17 protein-coding genes are annotated in these 16,030 nt (G+C 65.1%); 7 read left to right on the top strand and 10 right to left on the bottom strand.

Annotation, left to right across the window (positions count from 1 at the left end; genetic code table 11):
• Positions 1-40: 40 nt before the first annotated feature.
• Positions 41-724 carry a transcriptional repressor LexA gene (gene lexA / locus AC57B8_RS26255; protein WP_062471522.1) on the bottom strand — a complete coding sequence of 228 codons (684 nt, stop codon included), beginning with the start codon at positions 722-724 and terminating at the stop codon, positions 41-43.
• A 73-nt stretch (positions 725-797) separates the two neighbouring features.
• On the opposite strand from lexA, the gene AC57B8_RS26250 reads away from it, so the two are divergent.
• Positions 798-1,784, top strand: a complete 987-nt coding sequence (locus tag AC57B8_RS26250; protein WP_496481211.1) for an asparaginase — start codon at positions 798-800, stop codon at positions 1,782-1,784.
• 30 nt (positions 1,785-1,814) lie between these two features.
• Here AC57B8_RS26250 and adk read toward each other — a convergent pair whose 3' ends face one another.
• From adk to AC57B8_RS26220, 6 genes are all read right to left on the bottom strand, one after another.
• Positions 1,815-2,471, bottom strand: a complete 657-nt coding sequence (adk, locus tag AC57B8_RS26245) for an adenylate kinase (protein WP_496481210.1) — start codon at positions 2,469-2,471, stop codon at positions 1,815-1,817.
• 135 nt (positions 2,472-2,606) lie between these two features.
• A complete protein-coding gene (gene kdsB / locus AC57B8_RS26240; protein ID WP_070060548.1) occupies positions 2,607-3,380 on the bottom strand; it encodes a 3-deoxy-manno-octulosonate cytidylyltransferase in 774 nt (257 codons plus the stop codon).
• On the bottom strand, positions 3,377-3,559 hold the full coding sequence (locus AC57B8_RS26235; protein WP_013541700.1) for a Trm112 family protein: 183 nt from the start codon (positions 3,557-3,559) through the stop codon (positions 3,377-3,379). Before AC57B8_RS26235 ends, kdsB begins: the two co-directional genes overlap by 4 nt.
• Positions 3,540-4,535 (bottom strand): tetraacyldisaccharide 4'-kinase, encoded by a 996-nt coding sequence (gene lpxK, locus AC57B8_RS26230; protein WP_496481209.1) that lies wholly within the window; start codon positions 4,533-4,535, stop codon positions 3,540-3,542. Before lpxK ends, AC57B8_RS26235 begins: the two co-directional genes overlap by 20 nt.
• Entirely contained in the window at positions 4,536-4,961 is a 426-nt protein-coding gene (locus AC57B8_RS26225; protein WP_062471507.1) for an ExbD/TolR family protein, read from the bottom strand. It lies immediately after the preceding gene.
• A 145-nt stretch (positions 4,962-5,106) separates the two neighbouring features.
• Positions 5,107-5,739 (bottom strand): MotA/TolQ/ExbB proton channel family protein, encoded by a 633-nt coding sequence (locus AC57B8_RS26220; RefSeq protein WP_070060550.1) that lies wholly within the window; start codon positions 5,737-5,739, stop codon positions 5,107-5,109.
• A gap of 312 nt (positions 5,740-6,051) precedes the next feature.
• On the opposite strand from AC57B8_RS26220, the gene xseA reads away from it, so the two are divergent.
• Both xseA and AC57B8_RS26210 read left to right on the top strand, forming a co-directional pair.
• On the top strand, positions 6,052-7,365 hold the full coding sequence (gene xseA / locus AC57B8_RS26215; protein ID WP_496481208.1) for an exodeoxyribonuclease VII large subunit: 1,314 nt from the start codon (positions 6,052-6,054) through the stop codon (positions 7,363-7,365).
• A 50-nt stretch (positions 7,366-7,415) separates the two neighbouring features.
• The gene (locus AC57B8_RS26210) at positions 7,416-7,997 is read left to right on the top strand and encodes a superoxide dismutase (protein WP_095745206.1); all 582 of its coding nucleotides are present in this window, start codon (positions 7,416-7,418) and stop codon (positions 7,995-7,997) included.
• 69 nt (positions 7,998-8,066) lie between these two features.
• Here AC57B8_RS26210 and AC57B8_RS26205 read toward each other — a convergent pair whose 3' ends face one another.
• The 3 genes from AC57B8_RS26205 to AC57B8_RS26195 all read right to left on the bottom strand — a co-directional run bounded on the left by AC57B8_RS26205 (position 8,067) and on the right by AC57B8_RS26195 (position 9,307).
• Positions 8,067-8,537 carry a DUF192 domain-containing protein gene (locus AC57B8_RS26205; RefSeq protein ID WP_496481207.1) on the bottom strand — a complete coding sequence of 157 codons (471 nt, stop codon included), beginning with the start codon at positions 8,535-8,537 and terminating at the stop codon, positions 8,067-8,069.
• Positions 8,538-8,628: 91 nt separating this feature from the next.
• Positions 8,629-8,817 (bottom strand): hypothetical protein, encoded by a 189-nt coding sequence (locus AC57B8_RS26200; RefSeq protein WP_070060553.1) that lies wholly within the window; start codon positions 8,815-8,817, stop codon positions 8,629-8,631.
• Between the two features lie 151 nt (positions 8,818-8,968).
• Positions 8,969-9,307 (bottom strand): hypothetical protein, encoded by a 339-nt coding sequence (locus AC57B8_RS26195; protein WP_062471494.1) that lies wholly within the window; start codon positions 9,305-9,307, stop codon positions 8,969-8,971.
• Positions 9,308-9,526: 219 nt separating this feature from the next.
• Between AC57B8_RS26195 and icd the strand changes: the two genes are divergently transcribed.
• The 4 genes from icd to tssC all read left to right on the top strand — a co-directional run bounded on the left by icd (position 9,527) and on the right by tssC (position 16,021).
• Complete coding sequence (gene icd, locus AC57B8_RS26190) at positions 9,527-10,786, top strand: NADP-dependent isocitrate dehydrogenase (protein WP_062471491.1); 1,260 nt, start codon at positions 9,527-9,529, stop codon at positions 10,784-10,786.
• Between the two features lie 360 nt (positions 10,787-11,146).
• The gene (gene tssH / locus AC57B8_RS26185; RefSeq protein ID WP_496481206.1) at positions 11,147-13,852 is read left to right on the top strand and encodes a type VI secretion system ATPase TssH; all 2,706 of its coding nucleotides are present in this window, start codon (positions 11,147-11,149) and stop codon (positions 13,850-13,852) included.
• A gap of 98 nt (positions 13,853-13,950) precedes the next feature.
• Positions 13,951-14,496, top strand: a complete 546-nt coding sequence (gene tssB, locus AC57B8_RS26180) for a type VI secretion system contractile sheath small subunit (RefSeq protein ID WP_159277076.1) — start codon at positions 13,951-13,953, stop codon at positions 14,494-14,496.
• A gap of 34 nt (positions 14,497-14,530) precedes the next feature.
• Positions 14,531-16,021 carry a type VI secretion system contractile sheath large subunit gene (gene tssC / locus AC57B8_RS26175; protein WP_496481205.1) on the top strand — a complete coding sequence of 497 codons (1,491 nt, stop codon included), beginning with the start codon at positions 14,531-14,533 and terminating at the stop codon, positions 16,019-16,021.
• Positions 16,022-16,030: the final 9 nt, after the last annotated feature.

The raw sequence follows: 16,030 nt of genomic DNA, 5'->3' as shown, positions 1-16,030 counted from the left end.
GGCCGGATGAGGTGCTGCTTGTGGGCAGCAGGCCCGGGGCCTACATCAGCATCGTGTTGCGGATGAGGCCGACCGCGAGGCCTTCGATTTCGAAGGGCTCGCCGGGCTGGACGATGATGGTCGGGTAGTCGGGGTTCTCGGCGTGCAGCTCGATCACCTGCTTGTTGCGCTTCAGGCGCTTCACGGTGACTTCTTCGCCCAGGCGTGCCACCACGATCTGGCCGTTGCGCGCTTCCTTCGTGGCCTGCACGGCGAGCAGGTCGCCGTCCATGATGCCGGCGTCGCGCATCGACATGCCGCGCACCTTGAGCAGGTAGTCCGGCTGGCGCTGGAACAGCGTGTTCTCGACGTAGTAGGTCTGGTCGACGTGCTCTTGCGCGAGGATGGGCGAACCTGCCGCGACGCGGCCGATGAGCGGCAGCGCGAGCTGGGCCATGCCGGGCAGCGAAAGCGAGAACTGGTTGCCTTCGCGGTGCCGCGTTTCGTGGAGCGAGCGCAGCGCATCGCCCTTGAGGCGGATGCCGCGCGAGGTGCCACTGACGAGTTCGATCACGCCCTTGCGGGCCAGGGCCTGCAGGTGCTCCTCGGCGGCGTTGGCCGACTTGAAGCCCAGCTCGTTGGCGATTTCGGCGCGCGTGGGCGGCGCACCGGTGCGTGCGATGGCGCCCTGGATCAGGTCCAGGATCTGCTGCTGGCGGGCGGTAAGCTTCACTGCGAACTGCATAGTGGTTTCCTTGCGGCACTGGCTAGATATCCAGTACCTGTATTTTTAACCAGTTTTCAAAAGTTGACAAGCCATGACTCATTCCTCTTCGTCCGAGACGCGCCGCGTGGTCGTGCTGGGCACCGGCGGCACCATTGCCGGCAAGGCCGCCAGCAGCGGCGACAACATCGGCTACACCGCCGGACAGGTGGGCGTGGCGGACCTGCTGGGCGGCATCGAGGCGCCGGCCGGCGTGACGCTGGTGGCGGAGCAGGTCGCGCAGCTCGACAGCAAGGACATGGACGCCGACACCTGGCGCCAGCTGGCCGCGCGCTGCGCGCACTGGCTGGCGAAGCCTGATGTGGCCGGCATCGTGGTCACCCACGGTACCGATACGCTGGAAGAGACCGCCTTCTTCCTGCACGCCGTGCTCTCGCCGGCCAAGCCGGTGGTGCTGACCTGCGCGATGCGCCCGGCGACGGCCCTGTCGCCCGATGGTCCGCAGAACGTGCGCGACGCGCTCGCGGTGGCCTCGACCCCGGGCGCGCAGGGCGTGACGGTGGTGTGTGCGGGCGCGATCCACGGCGGCCTCGATGTGCAGAAGGTGCACACCTACCGTCTCGATGCCTTCGCGTCGGGCGATGCGGGGCCGGTCGGCTACGTGGAAGAGGGCGAAGTGCGGCGCGTTCGTGCGTGGCCGCAGGGGGCGCCGTTCGATGCGGCGCGGCTGGAGGCGGTGTCGAAGCCGTGGCCCCGCGTCGAGATCGTCATGAGCCACGCGGGCGCGAGCGGTGCGATCGTGGAGGCGTTGCTGCTCCCGTTGGCTGAGCCCTTGCGCGGACTGGTCGTGGCCACGACCGGCAACGGCACCGTGCACCACGCGCTGGAAGCTGCAGCGCTGAAGGCTCAGGACGGCGGCGTGTCGGTGTTGCGCGCCACGCGCTGCACGAACGGACGCATCCTGCCGAAACCCGGTGACGGGCTGCGGGACGCAGGCACACTCACGCCGGTGAAGGCGCGGGTCGCGCTGGTGCTGGAACTCTTGGGAGTGGCCGCCCTGCCGGAGGCGGAGGGCGGCTAGGAGAAAGGGGCTGACGAATCAGCCGCTGAATCAGCTGTTCAGTGCGGCAAGCGCGCGCTGCGTGATCTCGTCGACCGTGCCCACGCCCTGGATGGCGCGGTACTTCGGCGCGGCGACCGGGTCGGTCTTGGCCCAGGCCGAGTAATAGTCGACCAGCGGACGGGTCTGCTGGCTGTAGACGTCGAGCCGCTTGCGCACGGTCTCTTCCTTGTCGTCTTCGCGCTGGATCAGCTCTTCGCCCGTCACGTCGTCCTTGCCTTCCACCTTCGGCGGATTGAACTTGACGTGGTAGGTGCGGCCCGAGGCCGGGTGCGAGCGACGACCGCTCATGCGTTCGATGATGTCGCCGAAGGGCACGTCGATCTCGAGCACGTAGTCGAGCTTCACGCCGGCCGCCTTCATGGCGTCGGCCTGCGGAATGGTGCGCGGGAAGCCGTCGAACAGGAAACCGCCGTTGCAGTCGGGCTGCGCGATGCGTTCCTTCACGAGGTTGATGATCAGGTCGTCGCTGACCAGTGCACCCGAATCCATGATCGTCTTGGCCTGCAGCCCGAGGGGGGTGCCTGCCTTGACCGCGGCGCGCAACATGTCGCCGGTGGAGATTTGGGGAATGCCGTATTTCTGGCAGATGAAGGTCGCTTGCGTGCCTTTGCCTGCTCCGGGCGCGCCCAGCAAAATAAGTCTCATGGTGTCCTCGGAAGGTTCTTAGATTTTGTGTCGCGCCCCATGCGCGCCCTCAGGCGCGCCGAGGCGGAATTGCATCGAGGATAGCATGCGTCCCCGTGACAAATTGCCGCCGTCTCCCTCGGGGCGGCCGGCAGCTCACGCAGGCGAGCCGGCCGCGAAGACGGCGCGCACGCGTGCCAGGTCTTCGGGCGTGTCGATCCCGGGGCCCGGTGCCACATCGCTCACATGCACTGCGATGCGGTGTCCGTGCCACAGCGCGCGCAACTGTTCGAGCGCCTCGGTGGCTTCGACAGGGGCGGGCGACAGCAACGGGAATTGCCGCACGAAGCCTGCGCGATAGCCGTAGATGCCGATGTGGCGCAGCGGTGCGGGGCTGGGCAGCACCGACGGCGCCGCACCGCCCGACGAGCCGTCGCGCCACCAGGGGATCGGCGCGCGGCTGAAATAGAGCGCATGGCCTTGCGCATCGAGCACGGCCTTCACCACGTTCGGGTTCATGAAGTCGGCCAGCGAGTCGATCGCGTGGACGGCGGTGCTCATCGCGGCCTGCGGGCGAGCGGCCAGCGTGGCGGCAACGGCGTCGATCAGCGCGGGGTCGATCAGCGGCTCGTCGCCCTGCACATTGACGACGATCGCGTCGCCGTCGAGCCCGAGCTGTTCGCAGGCTTCGGCCAGCCGGTCGGTGCCGCTGGGGTGGTCCTGGCGGGTGAGCAGGGCCTCGACGCCGTGCGCCTTGCAGGCGTCGATGATGGAGGCGTCATCACCGGCCACCACCACGCGAAGGGCGCCGGACTGGCGGGCACGCTGCGCCACGCGCACGACCATCGGCAGGCCGGCGATATCGGCCAGCGGTTTGTTGGGAAGTCGCGTCGAAGCCAGCCGGGCCGGCACCAGGACGGTGAAGCTCACAGGCCCAACTCTTCGTCGGACAGCGTGCGGGCCTCGTTCTCGAGCAGCACCGGGATGCCGTCGCGCACCGGGTAGGCCAGGCGCGCGCTGCGCGAGCAGAGTTCCTGCTTCTCGGCGTTCCAGGTCAGCGGGCCCTTGGTGACGGGGCAGACGAGCAGTTCAAGCAGCTTGGTATCCATCGAGCGATGATAGCTTCGCGTCGAGGGCGGCGAAGAACGCCGGCGAGGGTTCGAAGTGCAGTGGCACGGCGAGCGCGTCGGGCGCCTGCTGCCAGAGCTTGACGGCGTCTTTTTCCGTGCAGACGAGGGGCAGGGCGGGACCGGCTGGTCGTTGCCAGCCGCTGAAATCGTGGTGGTCAGGCAGCGCGAGGGTGTCTGCGAGCGTCAGGCCGCGAGCACGCAGCATCGTGAAGAAGGCCTCCGGCCGCGCGATGGCGGCGAGCGCGATCAGGGGCTGGCCGGCGAGCGTGTCGAGCTGGATGCGCCGGCCGTCCTTCGCGAGGGCGTACGGCGCCAGTTCGCGGGTGGCGGTGTAGCCATCGGCGAAGGCGGGCCGCTCGCCGCTGTGCAGCAGCAGGTCGCAGCGACGCGGCCACGGCTCGCGCAGGGGGCCGGCGGGCAGCAGCCAGCCGTTGCCGACACCGCGGTCGTCGAACACGCAGATCTCGATCTCGCGCGCCAGCGCCAGATGCTGCAGGCCGTCGTCGCTGACGATGACCTGCATGGCCGGGTGTTGTTCGAGCAGGGCGCGTGCGGCCTCGATGCGCTGCCGGGCCACGAAGACGGGCGCGCCGGTGGCGTGGTGGATCAGCGCGGGTTCGTCGCCGACGTCCTGCGGATCGCTGTCGGCCCGGACTTCACGGCAGTCCTCGGTGCGGCGGCCGTAACCACGCGACACCACCCCCACCCGCAGGCCACGCGCCTGAAGATGGCGCACGACGGCCATGACGACCGGCGTCTTGCCGGCACCACCCGCGATCACATTGCCGACCACGATCACGGGAACCGGCACACGCTCGGTTTTCTGCCAACCCCATCGGTAGAAGGCGCGCCGCAGCGCGAAGAGGGCGCCGTAGACCTGCGACAGCGGCCACAGCAGGCAGGCCAGCGCACCGCGGCGCAGCCAGGCATCCTGCAGCCGCGCGCTGGTCGACACTCAGTGACCGGCCTGGGCCGTCGACTGGGCGGCGAAGGTGATCTGCATCAGGCCGGCGCGGCGCGCAGCCTCCATCACCGTCACCACGGCCTGGTGCGGGCTGGCGGCATCGGCGCTGATGATCACGACGCTGTCCTTGCCGCCGGTGGCGGCGGCGCCGAGCGCGGCGGCCACGGTGTCGACGCTGCGGTCCGCCAGCGGCGACTTGTTGATCACGTAGCGGCCGTCGGCCGACACCGCCACGATCACCTCTTTCGGGTAGTCGCGCTGGGCGTCGACGTCCGCGGTCGGCAGCCGCAGCTGCATCTCGGTGAACTTGCTGTAGGTGGTCGACAACATCAGGAAGATCAGCACGACCAGCAGCACGTCGATGAACGGGATCAGGTTGATCTCCGGCTCGTCGCGCGCGCCGTGGCGAAACTGCATGCGGCCCCGAGTCATAGGCTCACCCCCAGGCTGCGCGCACTTCGTGTCGCTACGCCAACCCCCTTCCGGGGGCGACACCTGCGGCCCGGCGAAGCCGGTTCCGCGGTGTCCCTGGTGTGACGGCCGTCGGTTGCTGCGATGGCCGTCATTTGCGAAGTGCGTTCAAGTGGCGCGCGAAGCGCTCGCCCGAGAGTTCGAGGTTCAGCAGGTACTCGTCGACGCGGCTGCGGAAGTAGCGCCAGAAGATCAGTGTCGGAATGGCCACGATCAGGCCGAAGGCCGTGTTGTACAGCGCGATCGAGATGCCGTGCGCCAATTGCGCCGGGTTGCCCGAACCGACGGCACCGCTGCCGGGCGACTGCGAGCCGAAGATCTCGATCATGCCGATCACCGTGCCCAGCAGGCCGAGCAGCGGCGCCGCCGAGGCGATGGTGGCCAGCGCCGGCAGGTAACGTTCAAGCTTGTGCGCCACGGTGCGGCCCGAGGCCTCCATGGCGGCGCGCAGGTCTTCTTCGGTGCAGCGCGGGTTGGCGTTCAGCGCGCGCAGGCCGGCGGCCAGCACCTGGCCGAGCATCGAGTTGCTTTCCAGTTTTGTCACGACGTCGGGGCCGGGAACCGCGCCGCGCGACACGGTGATGGTCTCGTCCAGCAGCTTCGGCGGCAGGACCTTGACGGTCTTGAGGCTGGTGAAACGTTCAATGACCAGCGCGAGTGCGATGACCGAACAGGCGAGCAATGGCCAGATTGGCCAGCCCGCGGCAACAATGATGGAAAACAAGAAAATCCTCCGGCCCGTAGACTGCAAATGCGCGGCGATTATCCACCGAGCCACCATCGGCTCGCGGCTTGTTTGCGTGTCGGCAAGGACGCACAGATTCTGTGGATAACTTTGTGATTAACCCATCGCGCAATGTCTCCGAACCCGCATGGGACGGGCTTTCCGTTAGATCGATTGAATTTTGAGCAGCACTTTTTTTAATGAAATCAACAGCTTGCACGAGAACTCGTGCATCTGTTCCACCATACCCCTCCAAAGTGGGGGGCGCGACGCCCGTTGTGGAAGAGTGGCGCTCGGAGGCGGAGGGGCGCGATGAGCTTCAGGGAGCCGAATGCCGCGCCCGGGCCGCGCGTGTGGGCCGTGGGCGCGCTGTGCCGCGCGGTGGCCGATGCGCTCGATGCGCACTTCAACCCGGTCTCGGTGCGCGGGGAAATCTCCGGTTTCTCGCGTGCATCGAGCGGTCATTGCTATTTCTCGCTCAAGGACGAATCCGGCCAGCTGCGCTGCGCGATGTTCCGTCGCGCGGCGAGTCTGCTCGACTTCACGCCGCGCGACGGCGACCAGGTCGAAGTGCGCGGCCGGCTGGCGGTGTACGAACCGCGCGGCGATCTGCAACTGGTGGTCGAAAGCCTGCGGCGCGCGGGGCAGGGCGCGCTGTTCGAGCAGTTCCTGCAGCGCAAGGCACGCCTCGAGGCCGAAGGTCTGTTCGACCCGGCGCGCAAACGCGCGCTGCCCTCCATGCCGCGTGCCGTGGGCGTTGTCACCTCGCTGGGGGCTGCGGCGCTGCATGACGTCGTGACCGCGCTGCGGCGGCGTGTGCCACATATTCCCGTGGTGCTGGCGCCGTCGGCGGTGCAGGGGGCCAGTGCGCCGGCCGAACTGGTGCGCGCCTTGCAGTCGCTGTACACGCTGGAGCCGGCCGTCGACGTGATCCTGCTGGTGCGCGGGGGTGGCTCGATCGAGGACCTCTGGGCCTTCAACGACGAAATGCTGGCGCGCACCATCGTGCAGAGTCCCGTGCCGGTGATCAGCGGCGTGGGGCACGAAACCGATTTCACCATCGCCGACTTCTGCGCCGACCTGCGCGCGCCGACGCCCACGGCCGCCGCCGAACTCGTCAGCGCGCCGCGCGACCTGTGGCTCGGCGCGCTCGACCTGCTCGACGAACGGCTCGGTGACGCGCTGGGCGGGCGGCTCGATGTGCTTGGCCAACGGCTGGACCAGGCGGCCGCGCGGCTGGGCCGCCCGTCGGGCCTGGTCGCGCGCCAGCAGTTGCGGCTGGCGCACCACGCGCAGCGGTTGCATTACGCGGTGCTGTCGCGTCGGGAGCGATTGGCGCAGGTGCCGCAGGCCATCGCCACCGATTTCTCCGCGAAGTTCGCGCGTTCGCTGACGCAGCGGCGCGAGCGACTCGAGCGCGTGGCCCTGCGCCTGCGGCTGCTCGACCCCGCCCTGGTGCTGCAGCGCGGCTACGCCTTGCTGACCGACGGCGAAGGCCGCGCGGTCGTCAGCGCAGGCAGCCTGCAGGCCGGCGATGCCGTGGTCGCACGCCTTTCCGATGGCTCGGTCGACCTGACCGTGACGCCCGGCGGCGCGACGGGAACACGTCTGACGCCGCCCCCCTGATTACTTCCTAGAATCCTTCATTCCCCACAACCAACCCACGAGAAAAAACCATGGAACATGTGCTCCCACCCCTGCCGTACGCCATCGACGCGCTGGCCCCCGAGTATTCGAAGGAAACGCTCGAGTACCACCACGGCAAGCACCACAACGCCTACGTGGTGAACCTGAACAACCTGCAAAAGGGCACCGAGTTCGAAGCGATGACGCTCGAAGAGATCGTCAAGAAGTCCAGCGGCGGCATCTACAACAACGCCGCGCAGATCTGGAACCACACCTTCTTCTGGAACTGCATGAAGCCGCAAGGCGGCGGCGCACCCACCGGCGCGCTGGCCAAGGCCATCGACGCCAAGTGGGGCAGCTACGACGCCTTCAAGGAAGCTTTCGTGAAGTCGGCCGTGGGCAACTTCGGCTCGGGCTGGACGTGGCTCGTGAAGAAGGCCGACGGTTCGGTGGACATCGTGAACACCGGCGCCGCCGGCACGCCGCTGACCACCGCCGACACCGCGCTGCTGACGGTGGACGTGTGGGAACACGCGTACTACATCGACTACCGCAACCTGCGCCCGAAGTTCGTCGAGACCTTCCTGGCCAAGCTGGCCAACTGGGACTTCGCGGCGAAGAACTTCGGCTGAAGCCGGACCTGGCGCTTGCCATGAAAAAAGCCGACCTGCGGGTCGGCTTTTTTACGCGCGCCGAGTTGCTCAGCGCTTGGCGGCCGGGAAGAGCTCGCCGCCGAGCTTGGCACCCTTCTTGATGTTCTTCTTGGCGAACCAGCCCTGGTTCATCTCGAGCACGTAGCGCACCGGCTCCTCGGAGCAGTGCGAGTTCTCGGTCATCGGCTGCATGTCGACCAGGTTGACGATGCGGCCGTCGTCGGCCACGAAGGCGGCGGTCAGCGGCAGCAGGGTGTTGCGCATCCAGAAGCACTGCGTGGCCGGCTGCTCGAAGACGAAGATCATGCCTTCGGCCTGCGGCATCGTCTTGCGGAACATCAGGCCGATCTCGCGTTCGCGGGGCGATTGCGCCACTTGCGCATCGATCTTGTAGAGGCCGACCGACAACTGCGTGCGTGCCAGATCGGTTTGGGGTTGCGGTTGGATTTGCTGCTGCGCGTGGGCCGGCGCCAGGAAGGACGCGGACACCAGAAGCAGCGCGGCGAGACGCTGAAACATCGGATGACTCTTTCGGGGCGGCGACACACGAGGTCGGCCCGTGACCAATAAAAATGCCCGCTGAAGCGGGCATTGCCGGGAGCTTGAAAGCTTACACCTTCTTGGCGGCGGCCGCGTGGGCCTTGGAGACGTGGCGCACCTTGTGCTTCTTGACCGTGTGCTTGGCCTTGGCCTTGTGGACGGCGGGAGCGGCCGGCGCTGCGGGAGCGGGTTCGGCGGCTTGGGCGAATGCACCGGCTGCGAAGAGGCCGGCGACCAGGGCTGCGATCAGCTTGTTCATGAGAAATCCTTTGAGATTGTTGATATGGATCACCTCCCTGCGGAAGGCCTCCATTCAACGGACCTCAAGAACCCCGGTTGACAGTGGTTGAACAAAACTGCGAACGAAAAAAAGCGCTCCGGAGAGCGCTTTTCTTAGGGGGCAGACCAGCTTACTTGGCGCCGGGCATGTCAGGCGTGCCGCCTTGGGTGGCCTTGCGCTTCACGCTGCCGTCCTTGTTGCGGCGACGATCGTCGCGGGTCTTGGCGCGCTTTTCGCCAGCAACGCCAGCCTTGTCGGCACCGAAGGCGCCGCCTTCAGGCGTCTTGGCGATGTCGCCAGCAGCGGGAGCCACTTGACCAGCGGGCTTGGCTTCCTTCTTGGCTTCAGCGCGAGCTTGCGGCTTGCTGTTGGTCGCGTTGCCTTGTTCGGGCGTGGTACCGGCCGGGTTCTGGGCGTACGCGCCAGCGGCGAACAGGCCAGCGATCATGACTGCGAGAAGTTTGCTCATTGATGATTCCTCTATCGAGAATTGGTTGGAAACGCCTCCCGGCGAGCAGAAGGTCAGCCAGTAACGGGCTCTATCGCCCTACGGTTGACAATTGTCCGCTGATGGGTTGCGTCTAAAATGTACAGCGATTTGTTAGCGCGCTGTACAGCGATTCTCCCTCGCTGTCTGAATTCGCAGACAGTCGTTCGAATTACGTCACTCCCGGAGTCAAGCCCCCTCATGTCCAGCTATCAGCACATCAAAGTCCCGACCGAAGGCCAGAAGATCACGGTCAACGCTGACAATTCGCTCAATGTGCCCGATCAGCCGATCATTCCGTTCATCGAAGGCGACGGCACCGGGCTGGACATCACGCCGGTGATGCTCAAGGTGGTGGACGCCGCAGTGGCCAAGGCCTACGGCGGCAAGAAGAAGATCCACTGGATGGAGGTCTACGCCGGCGAGAAGTCGACCAAGGTCTACGGCCCCGACGTCTGGCTCCCCGAGGAAACCCTGCATGCCGTGCGCGACTACGTGGTGTCCATCAAGGGCCCGCTGACCACGCCCGTCGGCGGCGGCATCCGCTCGCTGAATGTGGCGCTGCGCCAGGAACTCGACCTGTACGTCTGCCTGCGGCCCATCCAGTATTTCGAGGGCGTGCCCAGCCCGGTGCGCGAGCCGCACAAGACCAACATGGTCATCTTCCGCGAGAACTCGGAAGACATCTACGCCGGCATCGAGTTCGAAGCCGAAAGCGACAAGGCCAAGAAGCTCATCAAGTTCCTGCAGGACGAGATGGGCGTCAAGAAGATCCGCTTCCCCAACACCTCGGGCATCGGCGTCAAACCGGTTTCGCGCGAAGGCACCGAGCGCCTCGTGCGCAAGGCCTTCCAGTACGCCATCGACAACGACAAGCCCAGCGTGACCCTGGTCCACAAGGGCAACATCATGAAGTTCACCGAAGGTGGCTTCCGTGACTGGGGCTACAACCTGGCCGCCAAGGAATTCGGCGCCGAGCTGATCGACGGCGGCCCTTGGATGAAGTTCAAGAACCCCAAGACGGGCAAGGAAATCACCGTCAAGGACAGCATCGCCGACGCGTTCCTGCAGCAGATCCTGTTGCGTCCCGCCGAATACAGCGTGATCGCCACGCTGAACCTCAACGGCGACTACGTGTCCGACGCACTGGCCGCACAGGTCGGCGGCATCGGCATCGCACCGGGCGCGAACCTGAGCGACACCGTCGCCATGTTCGAAGCCACCCACGGTACGGCCCCCAAGTACGCCGGCAAGGACTATGTGAACCCGGGTTCCGAAATCCTGTCCGCCGAAATGATGCTGCGCCACATGGGCTGGACCGAAGCGGCCGACCTGATCATCAGTTCGATGGAAAAGTCGATTGCCAGCAAGAAGGTCACCTACGACTTCGCGCGCCTGATGGACGGTGCGACGCAGGTGAGCTGCTCCGGTTTTGGCCAAGTGATGATCGACAACATGTAATTGCAAGCACTGACGTCGACAAGCGTCAGGCCCACGCCAAGCCCTCGAGCTTCCGAAAGGACTCGAGGGTTTTTTCTTGCCTGTCGCATCCTCGATATCGTTATGGAAATACCTCCTTTGTCTTCCGAACGTAAGGAGCCACGGACAAACATCACAGATCGAGAGGCAGCTTCCTGCGTTTAACTATTGGTAGAAACTGTGCTGTGTTTGCCTTGCGGCAAGCCGCCAGAATCGCGCCCATTCCAAGAAGCATAGGGGGTGCAAAGTGGGGAAAAAGAACGCGGGAATCGGCGCGACAACATCGGTGGTCGCAGATGGTCCGATCGAACAAGGCGTGCGCGCTGCACGGCAGATCGCGCAATGACGATCTCTCGGCGAGCGCTGTTCGGCAAGCTCAACCTCACCTTGTTTCGCGGCATCGAATCCGCCACCGCCTTTGCCAAGCTGCGCGGCAATCCCTATGTCGAACTGACGCACTGGATTCACCAGCTCTGGCAGCTCAACGACAGCGATCTGCACCGCATCTGCCGGCACTACCAGATCGACGCGCAAGCCATCGAGAAAGACTTCGCATCGGCCTTGTCCAGCTTGCCATCCGGTGCCACCTCGCTGACCGATTTTTCCAGTCACATCGAAGCCGCCATCGAGCGCGCGTGGGTACTCTCGAGCCTTGAGTTCGGCGCGCATTGCGTGCGTGGTGCGTGGCTGCTTGCTGCGCTGCTTCAGACGCCGGACCTGCGGCGCGTGCTTCTTGGCATCTCGCCTGCATTCCAGAGAATCCCAGCAGACCAACTGACGGAGGCCATCGGTGCCATCGTGGCCGGCTCCCCCGAAGGGCAGGAAGGACCGCACGATGGCTCCGGTCTGCCATCAGCGCTGCCCGGAGAAGCCAGCGCCGCGCTCGCGGATGCGGCGTCGGACGGAAAGTCGGCGTTGCGGCGCTACTGCACGGATCTGACCGAGCGCGCATCTCAAGGGCAGATCGATCCGGTCATCGGGCGCGGACACGAGATCCGCACGATGGTCGACATCCTGCTGCGTCGCCGTCAGAACAATCCCTTGCTCACAGGAGATGCGGGCGTCGGCAAGACGGCGGTGGTCGAGGGGCTCGCGTTGGCCATCGCGCAAGGCGAGGTTCCTCCCGATCTGAAGAACTGCCGCCTGTGGAGCCTCGATGTCGGAGCCCTGTTGGCCGGCGCAAGCATGCGCGGGGAGTTCGAGTCCCGCCTCAAGGCCCTGCTGGAAGAGGCGGGCAAGTCGGTGCAGCCCGTCATCCTCTTCATCGACGAGGTCCACACCTTGGTCGGTGCAGGCGGGCAATCTGGCACCGGCGATGCCGCCAACCTGCTCAAGCCAGCGCTTGCACGAGGAACCTTGCGCACGATCGGTGCCACCACCTGGAGCGAGTACAAGCGCCACATCGAGAAAGACCCGGCGCTGACGCGACGCTTTCAGACGCTGCAGGTGGCAGAGCCCGACGAGATTGCTGCGATCGAGATGGTGCGTGGCCTTGTCGCCACCTTTGCCGAGCACCACGGCGTGCTCGTGCTCGATGAGGCTGTGCGCGCTGCTGTGACGCTGTCGCATCGCTACATCCCTGCACGCCAGCTGCCCGACAAGGCGATCAGTCTCCTGGACACCGCATGTGCGCGCGTTGCCATGTCGCTTCACGCGCCGCCGTCTGAAGTCGAGCAATGGCGGCACCGCATCGCGGCCCTCCAGGTCGAGCTCGAACTGCTGGGTCAGGAGGGTGTCGTTGCCCAGGGGAGTGATGCGAGAGCGCTGCGCCTCGACGCCGCCCGATCTCAACTCGATGCCGCGCAGCAGGCGTTGACCCTGCACGAAGTGCGATGGCAAGACGAGCTTGCACTGGTTCGCACGATTCATGGATTGAGGACAAAGAAGAGGGAGGAGGCGAAAGAGCTGAGCTGCGCCGAGGGGAATGCACCCTCGGCGCAGCTGGAGGCCCTCGAACTCGAGCTTGCCGCGCACCAGAAGGAGTTGCCTCTGATTTTTCCCCAGGTGGACGAGGCCGTGGTTGCGGGCATCGTGGCCGACTGGACGGGGATTCCCGTAGGTCGGATGGTCACCGACGAAGTCGCGGCGGTCGTTGCGCTTCAATCACGGCTGGAAGCGCGCGTGATCGGCCAGGGGCCTGCGCTCGCGGCGATCGCAGAGCGCATGCAGACGGCGCGGGCGCGCCTGACGGATCCGAACAAGCCGGTGGGTGTGTTCCTGCTGGCCGGCCCTTCGGGTGTGGGCAAGACAAAAACGGCATTGGCATTGGCCGAAGCCATGTATGGCGGTGAGCAGAACCTCATCACCATCAACATGAGCGAGTTCCAGGAGTCGCACACGGTGTCGACCTTGAAAGGCGCGCCCCCGGGTTATGTCGGCTACGGCGAAGGTGGCGTGCTTACGGAGGCCGTGCGCCGAAAGCCCTACAGCACGATCCTGCTCGATGAGGTGGAAAAGGCCCACCCGGATGTGCACGAGATCTTCTATCAGGTGTTCGACAAGGGGTGGATGGAAGATGGGGAAGGGCGTCGTGTCGATTTCCGAAACACCACGATCCTGTTGACGAGCAACACCGGTGCTGAACTCATCACCGCTCTGAGTGAAGACCCCTTGCTGACGCCCGATGTCGAGGCCCTGCGCGATGCACTCCAGCCGGCGCTGCGAACGGTCTTTCCTGCGGCCTTCCTTGGCCGGTTGACCGTCGTGCCTTACCTGCCCTTGGCCCCGGACGCACTGCGCGACATCGTGAGCTTGCACCTGGATCGGGTGGTCGAGCGCATGCATGCGCAGCATGACATTGCGCTGGACTACACGCCTGCGCTGCTCAATGAAATCGTTAGCCACTGCGGTGCCTACGAAACCGGGGCTCGCCGTCTGATCGGCTTCATCGAACAACGTCTCCTGCCGATTCTTTCCCGGCAATGGCTGGATGCCCTTCAAGCGCGGCAAAAGATCCGGCGCATGACTGCCGACGTGAAGCCGAGCGACAGCGCCAACCCGGCCTTGCAAGGAGGAGGCGCCATCGTCTGTCACACCGAGTTCGCCTGAGTCCAGCGAGCCACCTCGTTGGCGCAGGAGATGCGTCGTTGCCTCCGAAAAGGCGCGATGCCAGGTTCTTGTCTGTCTTTTTTCACCAGGGAGTTTTCATGGCCACCAACAACAACAGCAGTCAGAAGTTCATTGCCCGCAACAGGGCACCACGTGTGCAGATCGAGTACGACGTGGAAATCTACGGGTCCGAGAAGAAGATCGAATTGCCTTTCGTGATGGGCGTCTTGTCCGATCTGTCCGGCAAGCCGGCGCAGGCATTGCCTCCTGTGCCCGAGAGAAAGTTCCTCGATATCGACATCGACAACTTCGACGAGCGAATGAAGGCCATCCAGCCGCGCGTGGCATTCGCCGTGCCCAACACGCTGACGGGCGAAGGCCAGCTCATGGTCGACATCACCTTCGAGAGCATCGAAGACTTCTCGCCAGCCGCTGTCGCACGAAAGGTAGAGCCACTCAGCAAGCTCCTCGAAGCCCGCACGCAGTTGGCCAACCTGCAGACCTACATGGACGGAAAGGCGGGGGCCGAAAGCCTCGTCAACAAGCTGCTTCAAGACCCTTCGCTGATGAAGTCGCTGGCGAAATCCGCCAAACCCCGCACCGACGACCTAGACGGCGCACCTGCGTCCGATTCCGCCGCGTGACATTCAGACCAAGGAACTTCAGATGACCACCCTCATGGACAACGTGCTCGAGGCGCCCGAGGCGACGCGCTACACCGACCCCACCGACTTCTCGGCCCTGCTCGACAAGGAATTCAAGCCCAAGACCGACGAAGCGCGCGATGCCGTCGAGGCGGCCGTCAGGACACTGGCAGAGCAGGCGCTCGTCAACGCCGCAACGATGACTGACGATGCCTACAGCAGCATCGAAGCCATCATTGCCGAGATCGACCGCAAGCTGTCGGAGCAGATCAACCTCGTGCTCCACAAGGAAGACTTCCAGAAGATCGAGTCGGCCTGGCGAGGCATGCACCATCTGGTCTACAACACCGAGACGGACGAGAAGCTCAAGATCCGCTTCATGGACGTCTCCAAGGACGAAGTCCGTCGCACGCTGCGTCGCCACAAGGGAATCGCTTGGGACCAGAGCCCGATCTTCAAGCGCATCTATGAAGAGGAGTACGGCCAGCTCGGCGGCGAGCCCTACGGGTGCCTGGTGGCCGACTACTACTTCGACCACACGCCGCCCGATGTCGAGCTGTTGGGGGCAATTGCCAAGGTCTCTGCAGCATCTCACGCGCCGTTCATCGCCGGATCGGCGCCCTCGTTGCTCGGCATGGAGTCGTGGCAAGAGCTTGCGAATCCGCGCGACCTCGCAAAGATCACGTCGAACCTCGAGCACGCACCGTGGAACTCGCTGCGAAACACCGAGGACTCCCGCTACGTTGGTCTGGCAATGCCTCGATTCCTGGCCCGGTTGCCTTATGGCGTGAAAACCAATCCTGTCGACGAATTCGACTTCGAAGAGGAAACCGAAGGCGCCGATCACCGCAACTACGTATGGAGCAATGCGGCCTATGCCATGGCGGTCAACATCAACCGCAGCTTCAAGCTCTACGGCTGGTGCACGATGATCCGCGGCGTGGAGTCGGGTGGCACCGTCGAGAACTTGCCGTGCCACACCTTCCCGACCGACGACGGCGGCTTCGACATGAAGTGTCCGACCGAAATCGCGATCTCCGACCGCCGCGAGGCTGAGCTTGCGAAAGCCGGACTGATTCCGCTGGTGCATCGAAAGAACACCGACCATGCCGCGTTCATCGGTGCCCAGTCGCTCCAGAAGCCACAGGAGTACATGGACCCGGACGCGACCGCCAATGCCAACCTGTCCGCACGGCTGCCGTATCTTTTCGCCAGCACGCGGTTCGCGCACTACCTGAAGTGCATCTTGCGCGACAAGATCGGCTCCTTCAAGGAGCGCGACGAAATGCAGCGCTGGTTGAACGAATGGATCATGCATTACGTCGACGCCGATCCTGCGAATTCGTCCCAGGAAACCAAGGCCCGGCGACCCCTCGCGGCTGCCGAAGTCGTGGTGGAGGACGTCGAAGGCAATCCGGGCTACTACAGCGCGAAGTTCTTCCTGCGTCCGCATTTCCAGCTCGAAGGCCTGACCGTTTCTCTGCGTCTGGTTGCAAAGCTGCCGTCGCTCAAGGAAGCGGCCTGACACCCGGCT

The sequence above is a fragment of the Variovorax sp. BGA-UO-ETr-C22 genome, from assembly GCF_059567965.1.
The sequence above is the reverse complement of the archived record's forward strand: the minus strand, read 5'-3'. Positions and strand labels throughout refer to the sequence as shown.